Consider the following 20,176-nt stretch of genomic DNA (forward strand, 5'->3'; position numbering starts at 1 on the left):
CCAGATTGCCCCTGTCCTAGCTTGTCCTTTTAGAGGAATGTGGCCAAAGATTTAGCAAATGGGCCAAATTGACGATCAGTTCCAATTGCCGGGCTCCTCGGCGGATCGTGTGCAGTCCCTGCCACATGATGTGGTCGGCTATGCGCGCGACTATCGCGACGGCTATGTCTCGGTCCGGCATCGGCATCCCCGGCATCAGCTGATCTATGCGGTCTCGGGCCTGATGATGGCCGAGACGGAGGCCATGTCCTATGCCATCCCGCCCGGATATGGGTTGATCGTCCCGGCAGAGCAGCCGCACGAGATCCGCATGATCGGCGCTGTGCGCCTGCAATCGCTCTATGTCCGCGCAGGCCTGCCCGGAGCGGATGCGCTGGCCCGATGCCGGCTGGTCACGGTGTCGCCGCTGCTGGCGCAGCTGATCGCGGCACTCTGCGAGATGGACAATCCCTGGCCGATGCCGCCCCGCGCCCTGCATCTGAGCCAGCTTATCCTGATCGAACTGCTGGCCGCCCCGGTCTCGCCCCTGGCACTGCCTTACCCCGTCGATCCGCGTTTGCGCCGGGTCTGCGACGCGCTGATCGCCACACCCGCCAGCCCGCGCGACCTGGACGGCTGGGCCACCGAGGCGGGGATGAGCCGCCGCACCTTCAGCCGACATTTCCAGATGGAAACCGGCGTGAGTTTCGGCAAGTGGGCGCAACGGCTGCGCTGTCAGGCGGCGCTGCGAGGGCTGGCCCAGGGCAGGCCCGCCGCCCGGGTCGCCCGCGATCTGGGCTATGCCAATGCCTATACCATGGCGGCGATGATGCGGCGCATGACCTGAGACAGGCGCGGCATCCGGGAAACAGCCGGGTCAAACCACCCAGCCCGTCTTGCAATCGCGCCCATTGGCCGATAGCAGGTTCTGGACCAAATTCAGGGGACCGTCATGGACGATCTTAAAGCCAAATATCTGGGCCAGATCGCAGAGGCCGCCGACGAGGCCGCGATCGAAGCGATCCGCCTTGCCGCCGTGGGCAAGAAGGGCGAGGTGGCGCTGAAAATGCGTGAACTGGGCAAGATGACGCCCGAGGAACGCCAGACCGCGGGCCCGGCACTGAACGCGCTGAAAGACGAGATCAACTCTGCGTTGGCTGCCAAGAAGGCGGCGCTGGCCGATGCCGCGCTTGACGAGCGTCTGCGCAGCGAATGGCTGGACGTGACACTGCCCGCGCGCAACCGCCGCCAGGGCACGCTGCACCCGATCAGCCAGGCCCGCGAGGAACTGACCGCGATCTTTGCTGAAATGGGCTTCTCTGTTGCCGAAGGGCCGCGCATCGACACCGACTGGTACAATTTCGACGCGCTCAACATCCCCGGCCACCACCCCGCACGGGCCGAGATGGACACGTTCTACATGCACCGCGCCGAGGGCGACAATCGCCCGCCGCATGTGCTGCGTACCCATACCTCGCCGGTGCAGATCCGCTCGATGGAGAAAATGGGCGCGCCCCTGCGCGTGATCTGTCCGGGCGGTGTCTATCGCGCAGATTACGACCAGACCCACACGCCGATGTTCCACCAGGTCGAAGGCCTGGCGCTGGACCGCGATATCTCGATGGCGAACCTGAAATGGACGCTTGAGGAATTCGTCAAGGCGTTCTTCGAGGTGGACGATGTCGAACTGCGGTTCCGCGCCTCGCATTTCCCCTTCACCGAACCCTCGGCCGAGGTCGATATCCGCTGTTCCTGGGAAGGCGGCCAGCTGAAGATCGGCGAAGGTGACGACTGGCTGGAGATTTTGGGGTCCGGCATGGTGCATCCCAAGGTGATCGCCGCCGGCGGCATCGACCCGGATGTCTATCAGGGCTTTGCATTCGGCATCGGTATCGACCGTCTGGCAATGCTGAAATACGGCATCCCCGATCTGCGCGCCTTCTTCGATTCCGACCTGCGCTGGCTACGCCACTACGGGTTTACGGCGCTGGACATGCCGAACCTGCATGGGGGGTTGAGCAGGTAAAGGGGTCATCCTGCGCCAGCGCGGAATCAAGGCCTAAGGCTGCCGCGCAATCGCCAGACCGCCCGCACGGGCTGGCGATATTGGACCGCCAGCACGCCCTTCGACGGTTATCCGGACTTGGCTGGCATTAACTGCCCCGCTCAACCCAAGGATCGCCATCCCGCGGTCTGGCGCTTGCGCGGCTCTTACCCCTTCAGATAGTCCTTGTACGGCCGCGCCTTGCGGCCGCGATATTTCACGGTCAGCTCCAGCGGCGTTTCGTTCTCGTCATAGATGCCCAACACGATCCCGCGTTTGCGGGATTTGGTGCGCATGGCGATCAGCTGTTCCTCGCTGCGGGTGGTGCGTTGCGACTGGCGGCGGGTCCAGCGGAACAGCTTGTCATACATCCCGGCTATCACATCGGCATGGGCCGGGTCGCCGCCCAGATCGACCAGTTCCTGCGGGTCGTTCCTCAGATCGAACAGCATCGGGCGCGGGTCGGCCTCGAAATGGATCAGCTTCCAGTCCTTGTCCGCCACCATGAACATCACTGCCTGCCGCACCGAGATGTCGTTCAGATGCGCAATCGGCGAGGCCGAGAAATCGTATTCGCAGATCACGTGATCGCGGAGCGTGTGGTCGCGCGCGCCGTGCAGGATCGGGATCAGGCTTTCCCCTTCGAGGATATGCATCGCCGGTTTGCCGCCCGCTGCCTCGACGAATGTCGGCGCCAGATCGATGCTTTCGACCAATGCGTCACAGACGCTGCCCCGGGTCGCGTCGGCCTCGGGGCGCGGATCGTAGACGATCAGCGGAACCCGCGTCGCGGCATCGTGAAAGAAAGTCTTTTCCCCCATCCAGTGATCGCCCAGGAAATCGCCATGATCCGAGGTCAGGACAATCATCGTGTCCTGCATGCGCCCGGTCTCCTCGAGCCATGTGAAGAGCCGCCCCATCTGGTCGTCGGCCTGTTTGATCAGCCCCATATAGGCGGGGATCACCGCATCGCGCACCTCTTGCCGGGAAAACGCCTCACCCACCTTGGTGTCCATGAAGGCCTTGAACAGCGGGTGGGCGTTTTGCCGTTCGCTGTCGCTGCGCACCACGTCCTGCACATGTTCGGGGCCATACATGCTGGCATAGGGTTCGGGCACGATATAGGGCCAGTGCGGCTTGATATAGCTCAGGTGACAGCACCACGGACCGGTCTGGTGTTCGATGAATTCCATCGCGCGGGTGGTCAGATAGGGGGTCTCGCTGTCCTCTTCGGCGATATTGGCGGGGCGGGTCGCGTTCTTGAGGAACCAGCCCGATTGCACATTGCCCTCGGCATCCAGCCCGGAATTGGCAAAGTCGTGCCAGGGGTTGTCGCTCTCATAGCCCTTGGCGCGCAGGTACTTGTTGTATTCCCTGGCGCCATCGGGGTCGTAATAGCCATCCGGTCCCTCGGGCAGCATGCCATCGTCGCGCTCGAAGACGTCGAACCCGCATTCCGCCACCCGCGCCCCGATCAGCGAATCCGGCTCAAGCCCCAGCCGTGCCATGCCTTCCTCGTCCGCGCGCATGTGGGTCTTGCCCACCAGCCAGCAGCCCATCCCGGCCGCACGCAGGTGGTCGCCCATGGTCATCTCGCCCACCTTGAGCGGTATGCCGTTCCAGCTGGCTCCGTGCGAATGCACATAGCGCCCGGTATAGGTGCTCATCCGGGACGAACCGCAGATCGGCGACTGGATATAGGCACGGTCGAAGCGCACCCCTTGTGTCGCCAACTGGTCGATATTGGGCGTGTTCAGGGTCTTGTGGCCGTAACAGCTGAGGTAATCCCAGCGCAGCTGATCAAACATGATGAACAGGATATTCATGGGCGCGCATACCTTTTACATATCTGTCGGAAAGCCTGCAGTTCCGGTCTAGACTACCCGCACTCTAGCCGGGTTGGGACCAAGTAGGAAACATGGCACCGGGCCCTTCCGTGCATTTCTGGCCAAGGGTTTGGCTCGCCTGTCGGTAAGCTTTAACTTAGCTGCCCTTCAGGCGGGGTCTGAACGGCCTAAAGCGTAGGATTCACTGTTGCCGGGTTGCCCTTTTGTGCCCCGAATCCTTGCGCACTCACCAGCATCGTGACTTGCGACAAAGCTTCTTTCGGAGTCATGTTGCGGCTGGGCAAGGTGTTGCGGCCTTGGATGTGGGCTCGATCGGAGAGGGAATTTTGCGGATGGCGCAATTGGTGATCTATGCGCTGCAAGTTGGGGGAGGCTCGCTGGCGATCTGCCAGTTGCCGGGCCTGTCTGGCAACTATTCAAGTGATATTGATCTGATCGGGTCCTGGGCGCCCGGGCTGGTGATCTCGATGACGACCGAGGTCGAGATGTTGCAGCACGGTGCACGCAATTTTGGTGCTGATATCCAGAGTCGCGCCTGCCGCTGGGCTCATCTGCCGGTCGATGATTTCGGAGTGCCTGGCCGTGATGCCGAGATCAGTTGGAAGGCGATCAGCAAATCGGCCCGGCATGCGCTGCGCGGCGGCGGGCGCGTATTGATCCATTGCAAGGGCGGCTGTGGCCGGTCGGGCATGGCGGCGTTGCGCCTGATGATCGAGACGGGCGAAGAGCCGAAGGCGGCGCTGGCGCATTTGCGGTCGGTCCGCTCCTGTGCGGTGGAAACCGACGCCCAGATGGACTGGGCGCTGGCAGGCCGTGCTATCCGGGACTGATCCTTCAGGCCGTTGCTTGCGCTGTCGCAGCAGAGTGGACGCAGCGGGGGCGGGCCTCGGCCATGGCGCATGGTACCGGGCCCAGCCCGGCGGCAAATCCCGCTCCGTCGGGTGTCATCAGCGCATCGGCAAAGCGATTCAGATGCGACAGGGCGGTGTCTTCGTCGACGCCGCAGAACACGCGGATCCGGCTGTGCGAGGCGGCGTAGCGGGCCATGCAACCTGCTCCACACGGGGGCATCTCGCAATGCCCCTCGATCGCGAAACCTGCATCGGTCATCGGTTCAGCCTGCCGCAGCGCGCGGGCGAGGTTCTCGGCCAATGCCGACAACGCCGGGCAGGGCCTGCCGGTTCGGCGACAGAGCGTTGCGGCAAATTCATGCGTTCTTGTAGTCCAGATCATCCTGCGCCCTCCGCGCGGCGGAACAGGGTGTCGGGGACCGGCCGATCAGGGCCTAGGCATCCCGTCCGGACACCCCGCCCGGGTTCGAGTTACGGTTGCGATGGCAGGTCTCCTGACTTGCGGGTCCGGGCTTTGCCGGCCTTCCCGGCCCGGAGGGCCAGTGGCATTTCGGCATCGCTCACCGCTTACAGTTGCGGGGGCAGTCTCGGCATTGGTCCCCTGTCGCCAGAGGGCCGCACCGTGTTCCCTTTTCATCCCGGCGCATGTGCCACCGGGAACCATCGCCTCAGCGGTAGCGGGTGATGCGGGCCGAAGTCAAGCCGGGTGTTTCTGCCGGATTTTTCCCCATGTGGCGGGATGCTAGTATGGGTATCGAGTAGTCAGGCTGAAAAAGGGTGCCGTTATGCGGTTGAGAGGGGTGCGCGGCAGCAAGAATGTCGAGGATCGCCGCGCGCAGCGCGGCCGCGGTGGCATAGCCATCGGCGGGCGTGGGCTGGGTATCGGCGGGGTGCTGCTGCTGTTGGTGATCAGCGCCTTTACCGGCATCGACGTCACCCCGTTCCTGACCGAACAGCCGGGCCCGAGCCAGAGCACACCCAAGGAACTGACCGCCGAAGAGCGGCAGGCGGGCGAATTCGTCTCGCGCGTATTGGCCACAACCGAGGATGTCTGGGGCACGGTGTTCCGCGACCAGCTTGGCCGCGACTACATCCCGCCGACGCTGGTGCTGTTCTCTCAGGTGACATCCAGCGCCTGCGGCGGCGCCTCGGGCGCGACCGGGCCCTTCTACTGCCCGGCCGACCAGAAGGCCTATCTGGACACAGATTTCTTTGCCACGCTGGCGCGGCGCTTGCAGGCGGGTGGCGATTTTGCCGCCGCCTATGTGATCGCACACGAGGTGGCCCATCACGTGCAGAATCAGCTGGGCATTCTGGGCCAGGTGGATCAGGCGCGCCGGCAATCCTCGCAGGTCGAGGCCAACGCCCTGACTGTGCGGCTGGAATTGCAGGCCGATTGCCTGTCCGGGGTCTGGGCGCGCTCGGTCCGGGGTCTGATGGAACGCGGTGATCTGGAAGAGGCGTTGAACGCCGCTCGGATGATCGGCGACGACCGGCTGCAACGGCAGGCGGGCCGGGTGCCGCAACCGCATACATTCACCCACGGCACTTCGGCGCAGCGGGCGGCCTGGTTCGAACGCGGCTTTGATAGTGGCCGGGTCGCAAGCTGCGACACGTTCAGCACCAACCGGCTCTAATCCGCGCGCGGCAGCATCTCGGGCAGACGGCGCAGCACGTCCGAGGACTGCCGGGCACGGGCCAGCATCCAGCCGCCTTGCAGCAGGATGAACATGGTCTCGGCGGTCTTTTGCGGATCGGCCAGCCCAAAGCGCCTGGCGTGATGCGCGCCCTCGGTGATCCAGCCTTCGAACAGGTGGCGGGCATGGGCGCGAAACGCGGCGTTGTCCGGCCCTTCGAACAGGGTCGACGAGATCGGGCAGCCATCCCACTGGCCCGATTTGTCGAATAGTTTCGCGACCTTGCCGCACAGAGCCTCCATCCCGGCATGAAAGCTCTCGGCTGGTTCGAACGAGGCCGCGATCAGCCGCAGCATCTGGTCCGAGGCCCAGGTGGCCGAGGCCAGCGCCAGGTCGGATTTCCCATTGGGAAAGTGGTGATAGAGCGAGCCCTTGGGCGCCTCTGCCTCGGCCAGCAGCTCGGACAATCCAACACCGTGATACCCCCGGCGCTGGAACAGCTGGGCGGCGGTGCGGATCAAGCGATCTTTGGTCGGAAGCGGACGTTGGGTCATGTGCCGGGGATATTGACAGCTCTAGACCGATTGGTCCAGACATGAGGAATAGACCAATCGGTCTAGGGAATCTGGAGGTCGCAATGCTGGATATGCAGTCATCTGTCAGGGTCGAGGATTTTCATTTCCCCGCCGGGTCGGCGCAGCTTTCGGCGCGGCTCTATCTCCCGGCGGGCACGCCCCGGGTTGCGGTGGTGATCAACAGCGCCACCGGGGTGCCGCGCGACTATTACCAGCATTTCGCCACATGGCTGGCGGCCGAGCAGGGCATGGCCTGCCTGACCTATGATTATCGCGATTTCGGGCATTCGTTGCGGGGGCCGCTTGCGGCCTCGACCGCCACCATGTCCGACTGGGCGCTCATTGACATGCCCGCCGCCTATGCCGAGATGCAGCGCCGGTTTCCCGGCCTGCCGCTCTGGGTGATCGGCCATTCGCTGGGCGGCATGCTGGGGCCGCTGCAACCGGGCATCGAGCCCATCGCGCGCATGATCTGCGTCTGTTCCGGGCTGGTGCATCACTCGGACCACCCCTGGCCCTATCAGGCGCTGGCACGGCTGTTCTGGTTCGGCCATGCGCCCCTGCTGGTCAAGACCTTGGGCTATCTGCCGGGCCGCGCGATTGGCTTTGGCACCGACCTGCCGCCCGGCGTCTATTGGGAATGGCGGCGCTGGTGCACAACACCCGGCGCCTATCTGTCCGAGACAGGCACCCGCCTGCCGAAACCCGATTGGGGCCGCTCGAACGCGCAGGTCGATCTCTTTGCCTGCGCGGATGACGATACGATCCCGCCCGAGTGTGTCTGGCGTCTGGCCGATCTCTATGGCGCCAGTGCCCGGCGGCACCTGTTGCGGCCAAAGGAGCACGGGGTAAGCGAAATCGGCCATCTGGGCGCCTTTGCCCGGCGCAATGTCGCACTCTGGCCCCGGCTGATCGCCCCCTGACGCGGGGGCGATCCCGAGGCTGGTCAGCCCTTGTTCCGGCCCTCCTTGTCGCGCATCACCGCGCGAACCATCTTGCCAAACGCCTTGTCGCGCGAGCGTGCTTCGGCCACGCTTTCCGAGTTGCGCGCATCCTCGCGCCGCAACTTGCGCCAGCGGTCGAGGCGGGCAGGCTCCAGCGTTCCCGCCGCAATCGCGGCCTGGATGGCGCAGCCCGGTTCGCTGTCATGTCCGCAATCCGAGAAACGACAGCCGGTGGCAAGGTCCGAAAGGTCCTGAAACACCTCGTCGATCCCGTCGCCCGCATCCAGCAGGCGCAGGGCCCGCATGCCCGGTGTATCGACCAGCCAGCCGCCGTTGACCATCCGCCGCAGGGCGCGGGCGGTGGTGGTGTGACGGCCCTTGGCATCATCCTCGCGGATGCCGGCCGTGGCCTCCTGCGTACCGGTGAGAGCATTCATCAACGTGGTCTTGCCAACGCCTGATGAGCCCACCAGCGCCCCGGTCTGGCCGGATGGGCACCATGAGAGGATCTGATCCAGATCGGCAGGATCAAGAGCGTTGACCGCCAGCACCGTCAGAAACGGCGCCAGCGCCTCGGCCCGCGCGACATAGGCGCGGGGGTCGGTACAGGTGTCGGCCTTGGTCAGCACTACAACGGGATAACACCCGGCCTGATGGGCCAGCGCCAGATAGCGCTCCAATCGGGGCAGGTTGAAATCGGCGTTGCAGGAACTGGTGATGAACAGAACGTCGACATTGGCCGCGATCAGCTGCGCCTCGGCCCCGGTACCCGCCGCGCGCCGTTTCAACAGGCTGCGCCGGTCGAGCAGATGCCGGATGCGGTGCTCGGGATCGGCCAGGACCCAATCGCCCACGGCAAAGGTGCCGGTCGACTGGTCGGGTGGGGTCATCAGGGTACATTCGCCCTCGGGCGACAATCCGGTCAGGGTGCTGCGGTGAATGGCTGTCAGGCGATAGGGCGTACAGCCGGAATGGGCCGCGGCCTGCGCGGCAAAGAAAGAGGACCATCCAAGGTCCGGGAGTGTAAGAGACATCGGTCTGCCTGTTGCGAAAGAACGCAAGACGGGCGGATGGCGCACGCGCATCCGGCCGGAACGGGTTCAGGCAGGGGTGTGAGTCGTCAGAACCGCGCTGCCCGAAGGGTCTTTGCTACAATCATACATCCCTCCGCAGTCTACAGGGTTCCGGGAGCCGCAAGCGCGGCGGTGCAAGTGAGAGGCTGGACATCGACCCAAGCGGGACTCGTTGTGGCTGCTTCCTTCCGGACCTGACCAGGTTGGCGAGGCGCTCGCCCGCGCCAACCTCTCGCGACCCGATATAGGCAGGTCGGGCCGGGATGACAAGATCTCAAAGCCCGAGGCGCAGGCAGAGAAACCCCTCGTCATCCAGACCGAGATCGGTGACGTCACGCCCGGCAAGCTCGTCGAGGTGGTCGCGGGCCCGCGGTCCGGTGCGAAGGATCGCGCTCTGCCCAGGCATGGGCGCCAACCTCCAGGGATGCGGCGCCTGCTCCAGTGGGTCGTCAGGCAGCCGTCCGGAGAGGTAGTCATGCAGGGCGCTCTGTATGCGCAGGCTTGGCAGTGGAATGGGCTGACCCCGCTTCAACATCAGGAAATGGCCGCCGCCGTTGGTGCGGTAGTTGTTGAGTACAACCACGAATTTTTGTCGGTCATTAACCGGCGCTCCGTTGTGGTGCAGGGAACCGATCCGCCGGTTCTCCTCCGCGATCAGGTGACCGCCGGTATCGTAGCGCGCTGGCGCGCTCGGATTGATCTCATAGGTCAACCCGTAAAGGCTGTCGAAATTATGTCCGGGCACGGAAGTATCCAGCAACATGTCACAGGCCCCGGCTGGTGCCGGGGTCAGGAACACGCCGGCGGCCATTTCCAGCCATTCGCGCAGTTCGGCGCCGGTTAGAACCAGCGCCCGCAACTCGTTGGGAAACATGTGCAGGTCGGCCACATGGCGCATCGACAATGGTCCAGCGGGAACGTCGGTATAGTGGTCCGGCCCGGCGCGACCTCCTGCCTTGAGTGGTGAGACCGAAGAAAGCACAGGCAGTTCGGCAAGAGCCGTGCTTTCAAGAAACGGGCGCAATGCGGCGGCCTGAGCGGCGGCAACCTTGGCCAGCCCACGATCCGGAGCGACAAAGGTAAAATAGCTGTGCATCGGCTCTTGCGCAAGTCCGGCAGGCTGATTAGCGGCGGCGCGCGTGGCGGCATGATCCGCCGCAAGCAGGTGGGTCAGTACCGCATCCTCGCAGTCGTCGGTCGGGCGCAGGCTAGCGTTTGCCTGGTCGACGCGCCAGCGACCATCTGTGCCTTGTTGCAGTTCCAGGTCGATGATCCCCAGATGGGAACCGTGGTGTCCCGGCATAACAACCGGCGTGCCACGTATCAGCGCTTCGGATACGCGCCTGTCGGGACAAGAGCTGGGGCCATGCGACGGAAGCCGCAGATGCGTATGTCCAGCAACTATCGCGTCGATACCTTCAAGTGCCGCCAGAGGGATTACAGCGTTTTCCTGATCAGGAGCGGCTACCGCCTCTGCCAGGCCGGAATGGGCCAAAGCGACGATCAGATCGCAGCCTTCGGCTTTGAGTCGCGACACTGTCTCGCGCGCGGCATCGACGATGCCCTCGACGCGCATCCGGCCTGCCAGGATATGAGCATCCCACTCCATCGTCTGCGGTGGCAATGCGGCTAACACGCCGATCCGTAACCGGGTCGCAACGGAGGCCTTTCGAACCTCTCGATCAAGGATAGCCATCCGCTGCCAGGGGGCCGTGCCGTCCAGCCTGTGCGCGTTAGAACAAACCACCGGACAGGGTGCCTGTTCCAACACTCGATCCAGCACCTCAAGCCCGAAGTTGAAATCGTGATTTCCCAGCCCCAGAGCGTCATATCCGAGATAGGTAAAGGCCCGCATCAGCGGATGCGGGGCTTCGGGACGTTTGGCAGCGATATCGCCCATCTGGGTACCCTGAATGCTGTCGCCGTTGTCCAGCAGCAGGGACAGATCCACACCCGGTTCTGTGCGGGCGGTGTGGATCAGCGGGGCAATCCGAGTCAACCCTCCGGATCTTTCCCGGCGGTCGGCGTAATAATCAAAACCTGTCAGCTGCATATGCAGGTCAGTGGTGGCGAGTAGACGCAGACGCATCACGGGGCGCCGGGATGTGGTAAGGGAGTGGGCTGAGCGGTTCTCAGAAGGGCTATTCAAAATCCGGTATCCAGTCGCCGCACAATTCATCCCTGGGTAGAGTTCCCTACTGTCAAATATACAAAATCGCTGTATGGCAAGAGGTTAGTTGCTCAGGATTTGTGTCAACTCTGTCTCTGTCTGGCGTCATCTGACGCAGATGGCGATTGAATTGCGCCACCCGCCATGGCAGCCCTGAGCAACCGGTGGGTCGGTGAACGACAAATTTGGGGGCAGTCATGAAAATCGCAGAACAGGTCACATTCGGAGGGTCGGGTCTGGACCGGGCGGCGCATCTACGCGGTGACGTAACGGAACAGGAGCGTATGTCGGCCGATCCGCGCGCTCGTTGTCTGTTGCTTTGGCGCGGCAAGCTGTTGGTGGAAGGTGAGCGGCTAGAGCTTCTGGCGTGGGTTGCGCCAACCCACGCTCTGGTGACCGAAGGACCAGGCGGTGAGGCCGAGACGCCTATTTTCCTGGGCCTAGATGAGGACGGCGCGCCGATTTTTGCGCAGGACATTTCGGCGTGGCAGGCCGAGGGACAGGACCTGACCGGGCTTGGCGGGTTCGTGGACCGCTCCGAACAGCAGCACCCCGATTTGCCCAAGGGGCAGGTGTTTGCCGAGTTGCGGCGGATCATGACCCGGCTCAGCCCGCGCGATGCTGAACTGGCCGCCACAGCCAAGGCCGTGATCGGCTGGCACGCCAGTCACAGGTTCTGCGCCCGCTGTGGCGCCCGCAGCGAAATATCGCAGGCGGGGTGGCAACGCGGCTGCCCGGCTTGTGGTGGCCAGCACTTCCCACGTACCGATCCGGTGGTGATCATGCTGATCACACACGGCGACCAGGTGCTGATGGGGCGTTCTCCGGGCTGGCCCGAGGGGATGTATTCGCTGCTGGCGGGTTTTGTCGAACCGGGCGAGACGCTGGAGGCAGCCGTGCGCCGCGAGGTGCTGGAAGAGGCGGGCGTGCGCGTCGGCTCGGTCACCTATCTGTCCAGTCAACCCTGGCCGTTTCCGGCCTCTCTGATGTTCGGCTGCGCGGGCGAGGCCCTGTCGCGCGACCTGAAAATCGACCCGGTCGAGATCGAGGATGCCATATGGGTCAGCCGCAGCGACATGATGCTGGCCTTTGCCGGAGAGCATCCACGCCTGCTGCCCGCCCGCAAAGGGGCGATTGCCCATTTCCTGTTGCAGAACTGGCTTGCGGACACGTTGGATTAAGGGGAAACTCGCGCAAAAATCACAACCGACGAGGGATCATGCAGTTCGTTAGCAAGGAAGACATCGAGGCGCCTGTGGCGCAGGTCTTTGCCATCCTGTCGGAATTCGAAACCTTCGAACGCTCTGCCATGCGCCGCGGGGTCGAGGTGCAGCGCGTCGATGCCAGCGCCCCGATCGGGGCAGGCATGGCCTGGGACACCCGGTTTCGTCTGCGCGGTAAGCCGCGCGAAATGCATGTGGTGTTGAAACAGTATGACGCACCGTCGCTGATGCGCTTTGCCAGTCACAGCAAGGGCATCAACGGCGATGTTGTGATCGAGCTGCTGGCGCTGTCGCCGCGCCGTACCCGCTTGAGTTTCTCGGTCGAGTTGAAGGCCAATACCCTCTCGGCACGTCTGTTTCTGCAATCGCTGAAACTGGCGCGCAAGAACATGTCCCGCCGGTTCAAGCTGCGGATGGCCGAATTCGCCAAGGAAATCGAAAGCCGCTGCGCCCGCTGAGCGGGCGCCTTTGTGAATCGAACAGTCAGGCGGTCGTTTCAGCTGCGGGGCCGGGCAGCGGGATAAACGCCCAGGATTTCGACATTGTTGGTGAAATGATTCAGCTCGTCCATCGCGAGGCGCACATTGTCGTCCTCGGGGTGACCGACGATATCGGCATAGAACTGCGTGGCCGAGAACGAGCCATCCAGCATGTAGCTTTCCAGCTTGGTCATGTTGACGCCATTGGTGGCAAATCCTCCCAGCGCCTTGTACAGGGCGGCGGGAATGCTGCGCACCTCGAACACGAAACTGGTGATCATGCCGAAATCACCGCGGCGCGAATCGTCTGTCTCGCGCGACATCACCAGGAAACGCGTTGTGTTGTTGTCGGTATCCTCGATATGGCGGGCAAGCACGTTCAACCCATAGATTTCGCCTGCCAGTTCGCTGGCCAGTGCCGCGTGGGTCTTGTCGCCGCGTTCGGCCACTTCGCGCGCGGCGCGGGCGTTGTCTGGGCTGACCCGGCCGGTGATGCCGTGCTGTTTCAGAAAGCCCGCACATTGCGGAAGCAGAACCAGATGCGAATGGGCGTCGCGGATATCGTCCAGTGTCGCGCCCGGCACACCCAGCAGGTTGATATGCACGCGAACAAAGGCCTCGTCGATGATATGCAGTCCGCTATGGGGTAGCAGGCGGTGGATATCGGCGACCCGGCCATAGGTGGTGTTCTCGACCGGCAGCATCGCCAGCTCGGCCTCGCCCCGGCGCACCGCGTCGATCACGTCCTCGAAGGTGCGGCAGGGCAGCGCCTCCATGTCCGGGCGTGCGTTGCGACAAGCCTCGTGACTATAGGCGCCGGGCTCTCCCTGAAAGGCGATGCGATGGGTCATGGGGTCGTTTCCGTGCAACAAGTTACATTTTGGGCGTTTGGTCGCGGTGTCTATACCTTGCCTCTTGCGAGGGGAAGCCTTAGACAGCCGCCCAGACAGCTGAAATGGACTCGCGATCAATGTTCGACACGATGACAGTTACCAAGGCCGCTGCCGGCCTGTTCGGCGCTTTCCTGGCGCTTCTTCTCGCCAAGTGGGCGGCCGAGACGGTCTATCATGTTGGTGGCCACGGCGACGAGCCCGCCTATGCAATCGAAGTAGCCGAAGCCGAAGATGCCTCCGGTGAAGAAGAAACCGTCAGCTTTGAAGAGCTGATGGCCTCGGCGGATGCCGCCAAGGGCGAAAAAGTGTTCAAGAAATGCGCCGCCTGCCACAAGGTCAATGGCGAAGACGCCACCGGCCCGCATCTGGATGGCGTGGTTGGCCGTGCGGTCGCCTCGGTTGCCGGCTTTGGCTATTCCGGCGCCATGCAGGGTCACGGCGGAGACTGGACGCCCGAGGCGCTGGATGAATTCCTGGCCAAGCCTTCGGCGGCGGTTCCGGGCACCTCGATGAGCTTCTCGGGCCTCAAGAAACAGGGCGACCGGGTTGACCTGATTGCCTATCTGCAGAGCGTTTCGAACTGATCGCTCGACACAGACCGGTTTTGACCAAAGGCCGCTGCCCCGTGCAGCGGCCTTTTTCGTCGGTCGGGGTGACTTCACGATTGCTTCACCTATTCTAAACTTGCAACTCCCCACGCTGGACCATTAGCTAACGGCAACAAGATTGGTGGATATGCCAACCCAACCCGGAGGAAGAGCCTTGACTATACGCCCGCGCGCCGCCACCCGTGCCAAAGCATTGGATATCCGGCCCGGTGTGATGCTGCTGGTCGCAGGGATCGTCCTGCTGGCGCTGGTTGGACTTGCGCGCGCCGAAGAGACGATCATCAAGAGCCACGGGTTCTCTGAATTCGGCGATCTGAAATACCCCGCGGGGTTCGCACATTTCGACTATGTGAATCCTGATGCGCCAAAGGGCGGCGAACTGAGTTATGCCGCGATCGGGACCTTCGACAACCTCAACCCGTTCACCCGCAAGGGACGGGCGGCGGCGCGATCGGCGGACCAGTACGAATCTCTGCTGACGCCGTCATATGATGAACCGGCTTCCTACTACGGTTTGGTAGCCGAAAGCCTGGAATACCCCGAAAGCCAAGACTGGGTGATTTTCAACATTCGGCCCGAGGCGCGGTTTTCCGATGGCACGCCGATCACCGCCGAAGATGTGGTGTTCAGCCACGAATTGCTGCTGGAGCAAGGGCTGAAATCCTATGCCGAGGCAGTCAGGAAACGCATTCCCAAGGCCGAGGCGCTGGATGATCACCGTGTCAAATTCCATTTCGCCCCGGACATCCCGCGCCGTGCGCTGATCACCCAGGTCGGGGGTACGCCGATCTTTTCCAAGGCCTGGTTCATGGCCGACCCCGAGAAACGCCGTCTGGACGAACCGCGTCTGGAGCAGGGCATCGGATCGGCGCCTTATGTGCTGGACAGCTTCGACATCAACCGGCGCATCACATATCGCCGCAATCCCGATTACTGGGGGGCGCATCTGAACGTGAATGTCGGGCGCAACAACTACGACAGTATCCGGATCGAGTATTACACCGACACCATCGCCGCGATGGAGGGGTTCAAGGCGGGGAACTACACGCTGCGGCAGGAGAACAACTCGAAAAGCTGGGCCACCGCCTATGACTTTCCGGCCATCGAAAAAGGCCATGTGGTCAAGGCAGAACTGTTGGATGGCGACGTGCCCAGTGCCAGCGGTTTCGTGATCAACATGGACCGGCCGCAGTTCCAGGATATCCGCGTACGCGCGGCGGTGCAGTTGGCGTTCAACTTTGAATGGACCAATGACAGCCTGCAATATGGTCTGTTCCAGCAGCGCCATTCCTTCTGGCAGGGCACGCCGCTGGAGGCGACCGGGCTGCCCCAAGGCCGCGAGCGCGAGGTGCTTGAGGCGCTGGGCGACGCCCTCGATCCAGCGGTTCTGAGTGAAGAGCCGGTCAGCGCCCATAGTTCCAGCCCAGACCGTCAGAACGACCGCAAGAACCTGCGCCGCGCGATGAAGCTGTTGGATGAGGCGGGCTGGGCCGTCGGCAGCGATGGTATCCGGCGTAATGCGGCGGGCGAAACGCTGAGGATCGAGTTCCTGTCGGATGAACCGACGCTTGACAGGATCATTCAGCCCTTTGTCGATAACCTCAAGGTCATGGGCATCGACGCCCGGTACAACCGCGTCGACGATGCGCAATTCACCCTGCGGCGGCGCGACCGCGATTTCGACATGATCATGGGCGGCTACCCGATGTCGCTGCAACCGTCGACCGGGCTCTATCAGCAATTCGGAAGCGAGGCGGCGGCCTATTCCGTGTTCAACCCTTCGGGCGTCCATGGGCCGGATATCGAGCCGCTGATCGACGGAATCGTCGCAGCGTCGACCACCGAAGAGTTGCAGGCCAACGTGCGCGCGCTCGATCGCGTCTTGCGGGCCAAGCGGATCATGGTGCCGACATGGTACCTGGGCAAATACTGGGTGGCTTATTGGGACAAGTATTCCTATCCCGAGAACCTGCCTCCCTATGCGCTGGGGGTCGAGGATTTGTGGTGGATCGATTCTGACCGTGCAGCAGCGCTGAAATCTTCGGGCGCGTTGAGGTAACCGGTCTCGATGGGTGCCTATATCCTCAGACGATTGCTGCTGGTGATCCCGACGCTGCTTGGGATCATGCTGGTCAATTTCGTGCTGGTGCAATTCGTGCCGGGTGGCCCGGTGGATCAGGCCATCGCTCAGTTGCAGGGCGGTGGCGATGTATTCGAAGGTTTCGCAGGCCAGGGCAACGATGCGCAGTTGAACAGCCAGACCAACGCGGTGAACGACCGCTATATCGGTGCACGTGGCCTGCCGCCGGAATTCATCAAGGAATTGGAAGAGCTTTACGGGCTCGACAAGCCGGCGCACGAACGGTTCCTGCTGATGCTTTGGAACTATCTGCATCTGGATTTCGGCGAAAGCTATTTCCGCAAGATCGACGTTGTCGACCTGGTTTTGGAGAAGATGCCGGTGTCGATCACGCTGGGCCTGTGGTCGACGCTGATTGCCTATGCGATCTCGATCCCCTTGGGCATCCGCAAGGCGGTGCGCGATGGCTCGCGTTTTGACACCTGGACCAGCGGGCTGATCATCGCGGCCTATGCGATCCCCGGGTTCCTGTTCGCCATCCTGCTTTTGGTTCTGTTTGCCGGGGGCAGCTATTGGCAGATCTTTCCGCTGAGGGGCCTCACCTCGGACAATTTCTCGGAGCTGTCTTTGCTGGGCAAGGTGCTGGATTATTTCTGGCATATCGCCCTGCCGCTGACCGCCTATACCATCGGCGCCTTCACCACGCTGACGCTGCTGACCAAGAACAGCTTTCTGGACGAGATAAAGAAGCAATACGTGATCACCGCCCGCGCCAAGGGGCTGAGCGAAAGCCGGGTTCTCTATGGCCACGTATTCCGCAATGCGATGCTGATCGTGATCTCGGGCTTTCCGGGCGTGTTCCTGTCGGTCTTTCTGGGCGGCTCGCTGATCATCGAGACAATCTTCTCGCTCGACGGTCTTGGCAGACTGGGGTTCGAGGCCACGGTGGCGCGTGATTATCCGGTGATGTTCGGAACACTCTTCGTGTTCGGCCTGATTGGCCTCTTGGTCGGGATTCTGTCGGACCTGACCTATGTGTTGGTCGATCCCCGCATCGACTTTGAGCGGCGGGAGGGCTGAGCCATGCGCCTGTCGCCTCTGAACCAGCGCCGCTGGAACAACTTTTGCCGGAACCGCCGCGCCTTCTGGTCGCTGATCGTGTTTTCGGTCCTGTTCGGGATTTCGCTCTTCGCCGAGTTCCTTGCCAATGACAAGCCGATCCTGGTCAGTTATCGCGGCGAGTTGCGGATGCCGATCTTCTCTTTCTACCCCGAAACCGCCTTTGGTGGCGATTTCCAGACCGAGGCGATCTATCGCGACCCCGAGGTGAAATGCCTGATCGCCAGCGGCGGCATCGAAGACTGTTTCGACGATCCCGAAGGGGTGATCGAACAGATTGAGGCGGGCACCTATCAGGCCGAGGGTTTCGAACAGGGTTGGGCCATCTGGCCGCCGATACCCTATTCCTATCGCACCTCGGTCGATCGCCCCGGCGCAGCACCGCTGCCCCCAAACGAGCAGAACCTGCTGGGCACCGACGACACCAAGCGCGACGTGCTGGCGCGGGTGATCTACGGGTTCCGCCTGTCGATCCTGTTTGCACTGATCGTGACCTTTGCCGCCTCGATCATCGGGGTGATCGCTGGCGCGATACAGGGGTTCTTTGGCGGTCGTACCGACCTGATCATGCAGCGGGTGATCGAGATCTGGGGCGCCACGCCGGGCCTATACGTGATCATCATCATGTTCTCGATCTTTCAGCGCAGTTTCTGGATGCTCGTCATCATCTCGATCCTGTTTGGCTGGACCGCGCTGGTGGGCGTGGTCCGGGCCGAGTTCCTGCGCGCCCGAAACCTGGAATATGTGCGCGCGGCGCGGGCGCTGGGTGTCAGCGACTGGACCATCATGTTTCGCCACATGCTGCCCAACGCGATGGTGGCGACGGTTACCATCCTGCCATTCCTGGTTACGGGGTCCATCGGCGGGCTGGCCTCGCTCGATTTTCTGGGCTTTGGCCTGCCCTCCTCGGCCCCGTCGCTGGGGGAGCTGACCTTGCAGGCCAAGCAGAACCTGCAGGCGCCCTGGCTGGCCTTTACCGCGTTTTTCACCTTTGCCATCATGCTGTCGCTGCTGGTCTTCATCTTCGAAGGCGTACGCGATGCATTCGACCCCAGAAAGACCTTCTCATGAGTGCGCTTCTCGAGGTCAAAGGGCTGAGTGTCTCGTTTCGCCAGGATGGGCGGATCAGCCAGGCGGTGCGCGGCGTGTCCTTCACGGTTAACCGGGGCGAAACCGTTGCGCTGGTCGGTGAAAGTGGCTCGGGCAAGTCGGTCTCGGCGCTGTCCACCGTTTCTCTCTTGGGTGACAGCGCGATTGTCGAAGGCTCGGTCACCTACGACGGGCAAGAGATGATCGGCGCCAGTGAGCAGCGGCTGATGGATGTGCGCGGCAACGATATCAGTTTTATCTTCCAAGAGCCGATGACCTCGCTCAACCCGCTGCACACGATCCGCAAGCAGATGGCGGAATCGCTGGCCTTGCATCAGGGTCTGGTGGGCGAGGCGGCACAAGAGCGCATTCTGGAGTTGCTGGTCAAGGTCGGCATCCGCGACCCGGAAACCCGGCTCGACGCCTATCCGCACCAGCTGAGCGGCGGGCAACGGCAGCGGGTGATGATCGCAATGGCGCTCGCCAACAAACCCGACATCCTGATCGCGGACGAGCCGACCACGGCGCTGGATGTGACCATCCAGGCGCAGATCCTCGAATTGCTGGCCGATCTCCAGCGCGAGGAGAACATGGGGATGCTGTTCATCACCCATGATCTGGGTATCGTGCGGCGGATCGCCGACCGGGTCTGCGTGATGAAGGCGGGCGAGATCGTCGAGAGCGGCAGGACCGAAGAGATTTTTGCCAATCCCCGGCATCCGTATACACGCAAGCTGTTGGCGGCCGAACCCAAGGGCCGACCTGACCCTGTGCCGGCCGGAGCCGAAGAGGTGGCGCGCACCGATCACCTGCGGGTCTGGTTCCCGATACAGCGCGGTTTCCTGCGACGCACGGTGGGGCATGTGAAGGCGGTGAACGACGCCTCGATTTCGGTGCGGGCGGGTGAGACGCTCGGTATCGTGGGCGAAAGCGGGTCGGGCAAGACCACGCTGGCGCTGGCGATCATGCGGCTGATCGGCTCCGAGGGCGGCATCACCTTTCGCGGCGAGGATGTGCGCGGCTGGTCCACGCGCGAGCTGCGCCGGCTTCGCAAGGACATGCAGATCGTGTTCCAGGATCCATTCGGCAGTCTGAGCCCACGGATGACCTGCGCCCAGATCATCTCGGAGGGGTTGGCGATTCACAAGGTCGACCCCCATCGTGCGCCGCGCGAGCTGGTGGCCGAAGTGATGCGGGAAGTGGGGCTGGACCCGGCAACGATGGACCGCTATCCGCATGAGTTCTCGGGCGGTCAACGGCAGCGTATCGCTATCGCACGGGCCATGGTGCTGCGGCCCAGGTTGCTGGTGCTGGATGAGCCCACCTCGGCACTGGACATGACGGTGCAGGTGCAGATCGTGGCGCTGCTGCGCGAGTTGCAGCGCAAATACGGTCTGGCCTATCTGTTCATCAGTCATGACCTGAAGGTGGTGCGGGCGATGTCGCACAAGGTGATCGTGATGCGTCAGGGCGACGTGATCGAAATGGGCGAGACCGAGGCGCTGTTCACCAACGCACAGACCGACTATACCCGCAGCCTGATCGCGGCGGCAGGGTAGGTCGCC

General features: G+C 63.0%; 18 protein-coding genes, 1 other RNA gene and 1 riboswitch. Of the genes, 12 read left to right on the forward strand and 7 right to left on the reverse strand.

The annotated features are described in order from the left end of the window. Positions 1-58 precede the first annotated feature (58 nt). Both MB818_RS17275 and pheS read left to right on the forward strand, forming a co-directional pair. Entirely contained in the window at positions 59-826 is a 768-nt protein-coding gene (locus MB818_RS17275) for an AraC family transcriptional regulator (protein WP_238905859.1), read from the forward strand. Between the two features lie 105 nt (positions 827-931). Further along, on the forward strand, positions 932-2,005 hold the full coding sequence (pheS, locus tag MB818_RS17280; protein WP_238905861.1) for a phenylalanine--tRNA ligase subunit alpha: 1,074 nt from the start codon (positions 932-934) through the stop codon (positions 2,003-2,005). A 185-nt stretch (positions 2,006-2,190) separates the two neighbouring features. On the opposite strand, the gene MB818_RS17285 is transcribed toward pheS, so the two are convergent. Continuing rightward, on the reverse strand, positions 2,191-3,849 hold the full coding sequence (locus tag MB818_RS17285) for a sulfatase-like hydrolase/transferase (RefSeq protein ID WP_238905862.1): 1,659 nt from the start codon (positions 3,847-3,849) through the stop codon (positions 2,191-2,193). A 353-nt stretch (positions 3,850-4,202) separates the two neighbouring features. Between MB818_RS17285 and MB818_RS17290 the strand changes: the two genes are divergently transcribed. Further along, positions 4,203-4,700 carry a protein-tyrosine phosphatase family protein gene (locus MB818_RS17290; protein ID WP_234138766.1) on the forward strand — a complete coding sequence of 166 codons (498 nt, stop codon included), beginning with the start codon at positions 4,203-4,205 and terminating at the stop codon, positions 4,698-4,700. A gap of 4 nt (positions 4,701-4,704) precedes the next feature. Here the strand turns inward: MB818_RS17290 and MB818_RS17295 are convergent, their stop codons facing one another. Then, positions 4,705-5,103, reverse strand: a complete 399-nt coding sequence (locus tag MB818_RS17295) for a hypothetical protein (RefSeq protein ID WP_238905863.1) — start codon at positions 5,101-5,103, stop codon at positions 4,705-4,707. Between the two features lie 85 nt (positions 5,104-5,188). Continuing rightward, a riboswitch (cobalamin riboswitch) is annotated at positions 5,189-5,401 on the reverse strand. Between the two features lie 105 nt (positions 5,402-5,506). Between MB818_RS17295 and ypfJ the strand changes: the two genes are divergently transcribed. After that, positions 5,507-6,358, forward strand: coding sequence for a KPN_02809 family neutral zinc metallopeptidase (ypfJ, locus tag MB818_RS17300; protein ID WP_238905864.1), 852 nt, complete (start codon positions 5,507-5,509; stop codon positions 6,356-6,358). Here the strand turns inward: ypfJ and MB818_RS17305 are convergent. Further along, on the reverse strand, positions 6,355-6,912 hold the full coding sequence (locus tag MB818_RS17305; protein WP_238905865.1) for a TetR/AcrR family transcriptional regulator: 558 nt from the start codon (positions 6,910-6,912) through the stop codon (positions 6,355-6,357). The two genes, ypfJ and MB818_RS17305, sit on opposite strands and share 4 nt — an antisense overlap. 83 nt (positions 6,913-6,995) lie before the next feature. On the opposite strand from MB818_RS17305, the gene MB818_RS17310 reads away from it, so the two are divergent. Next, positions 6,996-7,856: an alpha/beta hydrolase family protein gene (locus tag MB818_RS17310; protein WP_238905866.1), complete on the forward strand. Its 861-nt coding sequence runs from the start codon at positions 6,996-6,998 to the stop codon at positions 7,854-7,856. Between the two features lie 23 nt (positions 7,857-7,879). Here the strand turns inward: MB818_RS17310 and rsgA are convergent, their stop codons facing one another. From rsgA to MB818_RS17325, 3 genes are all read right to left on the reverse strand, one after another. Then, complete coding sequence (rsgA, locus tag MB818_RS17315) at positions 7,880-8,911, reverse strand: ribosome small subunit-dependent GTPase A (protein ID WP_238905867.1); 1,032 nt, start codon at positions 8,909-8,911, stop codon at positions 7,880-7,882. 175 nt (positions 8,912-9,086) lie between these two features. Then, positions 9,087-9,185, reverse strand: an RNA gene (gene ffs, locus MB818_RS17320) — signal recognition particle sRNA small type. Between the two features lie 39 nt (positions 9,186-9,224). Beyond that, the gene (locus MB818_RS17325) at positions 9,225-11,039 is read right to left on the reverse strand and encodes a 5'-nucleotidase C-terminal domain-containing protein (protein ID WP_255700171.1); all 1,815 of its coding nucleotides are present in this window, start codon (positions 11,037-11,039) and stop codon (positions 9,225-9,227) included. A gap of 278 nt (positions 11,040-11,317) precedes the next feature. Between MB818_RS17325 and nudC the strand changes: the two genes are divergently transcribed. Then, positions 11,318-12,301: an NAD(+) diphosphatase gene (gene nudC, locus MB818_RS17330; RefSeq protein WP_238905868.1), complete on the forward strand. Its 984-nt coding sequence runs from the start codon at positions 11,318-11,320 to the stop codon at positions 12,299-12,301. A 38-nt stretch (positions 12,302-12,339) separates the two neighbouring features. After that, positions 12,340-12,801 (forward strand): SRPBCC family protein, encoded by a 462-nt coding sequence (locus tag MB818_RS17335; protein WP_234138773.1) that lies wholly within the window; start codon positions 12,340-12,342, stop codon positions 12,799-12,801. Positions 12,802-12,839: 38 nt separating this feature from the next. On the opposite strand, the gene MB818_RS17340 is transcribed toward MB818_RS17335, so the two are convergent. Further along, on the reverse strand, positions 12,840-13,673 hold the full coding sequence (locus MB818_RS17340; protein ID WP_234138774.1) for a prephenate dehydratase: 834 nt from the start codon (positions 13,671-13,673) through the stop codon (positions 12,840-12,842). Between the two features lie 119 nt (positions 13,674-13,792). On the opposite strand from MB818_RS17340, the gene MB818_RS17345 reads away from it, so the two are divergent. From MB818_RS17345 to MB818_RS17365, 5 genes are all read left to right on the forward strand, one after another. Next, complete coding sequence (locus tag MB818_RS17345) at positions 13,793-14,299, forward strand: c-type cytochrome (protein ID WP_238905869.1); 507 nt, start codon at positions 13,793-13,795, stop codon at positions 14,297-14,299. A 151-nt stretch (positions 14,300-14,450) separates the two neighbouring features. Continuing rightward, positions 14,451-16,382, forward strand: coding sequence for an extracellular solute-binding protein (locus MB818_RS17350; protein ID WP_439653297.1), 1,932 nt, complete (start codon positions 14,451-14,453; stop codon positions 16,380-16,382). A gap of 9 nt (positions 16,383-16,391) precedes the next feature. Further along, entirely contained in the window at positions 16,392-17,483 is a 1,092-nt protein-coding gene (locus MB818_RS17355) for a microcin C ABC transporter permease YejB (protein WP_234138775.1), read from the forward strand. Positions 17,484-17,486: 3 nt separating this feature from the next. After that, positions 17,487-18,593 carry an ABC transporter permease gene (locus tag MB818_RS17360; protein ID WP_234138776.1) on the forward strand — a complete coding sequence of 369 codons (1,107 nt, stop codon included), beginning with the start codon at positions 17,487-17,489 and terminating at the stop codon, positions 18,591-18,593. Next, complete coding sequence (locus tag MB818_RS17365) at positions 18,590-20,170, forward strand: ABC transporter ATP-binding protein (protein ID WP_234217251.1); 1,581 nt, start codon at positions 18,590-18,592, stop codon at positions 20,168-20,170. The genes MB818_RS17360 and MB818_RS17365 overlap by 4 nt, the downstream gene beginning before the upstream one ends. Positions 20,171-20,176: the final 6 nt, after the last annotated feature.

Origin of the sequence: Ruegeria alba (assembly GCF_022321465.1) — a bacterium.
Lineage (GTDB): Bacteria > Pseudomonadota > Alphaproteobacteria > Rhodobacterales > Rhodobacteraceae > Ruegeria_B > Ruegeria_B alba.

Excerpts from the sequence above, each read along its gene's own strand:
- MB818_RS17275 (WP_238905859.1), top strand. The coding sequence starts at position 59 with ATGGGCCAAATTGACGATCAGTTCCAATTGCCGGGCTCCTCGGCGGAT.
- MB818_RS17295 (WP_238905863.1), bottom strand. The coding sequence starts at position 5,103 with ATGATCTGGACTACAAGAACGCATGAATTTGCCGCAACGCTCTGTCGC.
- MB818_RS17360 (WP_234138776.1), top strand. The coding sequence starts at position 17,487 with ATGCGCCTGTCGCCTCTGAACCAGCGCCGCTGGAACAACTTTTGCCGG.
- MB818_RS17335 (WP_234138773.1), top strand. The coding sequence starts at position 12,340 with ATGCAGTTCGTTAGCAAGGAAGACATCGAGGCGCCTGTGGCGCAGGTC.
- MB818_RS17325 (WP_255700171.1), bottom strand. The coding sequence starts at position 11,039 with ATGCGTCTGCGTCTACTCGCCACCACTGACCTGCATATGCAGCTGACA.
- rsgA (WP_238905867.1), bottom strand. The coding sequence starts at position 8,911 with ATGTCTCTTACACTCCCGGACCTTGGATGGTCCTCTTTCTTTGCCGCG.
- nudC (WP_238905868.1), top strand. The coding sequence starts at position 11,318 with ATGAAAATCGCAGAACAGGTCACATTCGGAGGGTCGGGTCTGGACCGG.
- MB818_RS17355 (WP_234138775.1), top strand. The coding sequence starts at position 16,392 with ATGGGTGCCTATATCCTCAGACGATTGCTGCTGGTGATCCCGACGCTG.
- MB818_RS17345 (WP_238905869.1), top strand. The coding sequence starts at position 13,793 with ATGTTCGACACGATGACAGTTACCAAGGCCGCTGCCGGCCTGTTCGGC.
- MB818_RS17340 (WP_234138774.1), bottom strand. The coding sequence starts at position 13,673 with ATGACCCATCGCATCGCCTTTCAGGGAGAGCCCGGCGCCTATAGTCAC.
- MB818_RS17365 (WP_234217251.1), top strand. The coding sequence starts at position 18,590 with ATGAGTGCGCTTCTCGAGGTCAAAGGGCTGAGTGTCTCGTTTCGCCAG.
- MB818_RS17290 (WP_234138766.1), top strand. The coding sequence starts at position 4,203 with ATGGCGCAATTGGTGATCTATGCGCTGCAAGTTGGGGGAGGCTCGCTG.
- MB818_RS17310 (WP_238905866.1), top strand. The coding sequence starts at position 6,996 with ATGCTGGATATGCAGTCATCTGTCAGGGTCGAGGATTTTCATTTCCCC.
- MB818_RS17305 (WP_238905865.1), bottom strand. The coding sequence starts at position 6,912 with ATGACCCAACGTCCGCTTCCGACCAAAGATCGCTTGATCCGCACCGCC.
- pheS (WP_238905861.1), top strand. The coding sequence starts at position 932 with ATGGACGATCTTAAAGCCAAATATCTGGGCCAGATCGCAGAGGCCGCC.
- MB818_RS17285 (WP_238905862.1), bottom strand. The coding sequence starts at position 3,849 with ATGAATATCCTGTTCATCATGTTTGATCAGCTGCGCTGGGATTACCTC.
- ypfJ (WP_238905864.1), top strand. The coding sequence starts at position 5,507 with ATGCGGTTGAGAGGGGTGCGCGGCAGCAAGAATGTCGAGGATCGCCGC.
- MB818_RS17350 (WP_439653297.1), top strand. The coding sequence starts at position 14,451 with ATGCCAACCCAACCCGGAGGAAGAGCCTTGACTATACGCCCGCGCGCC.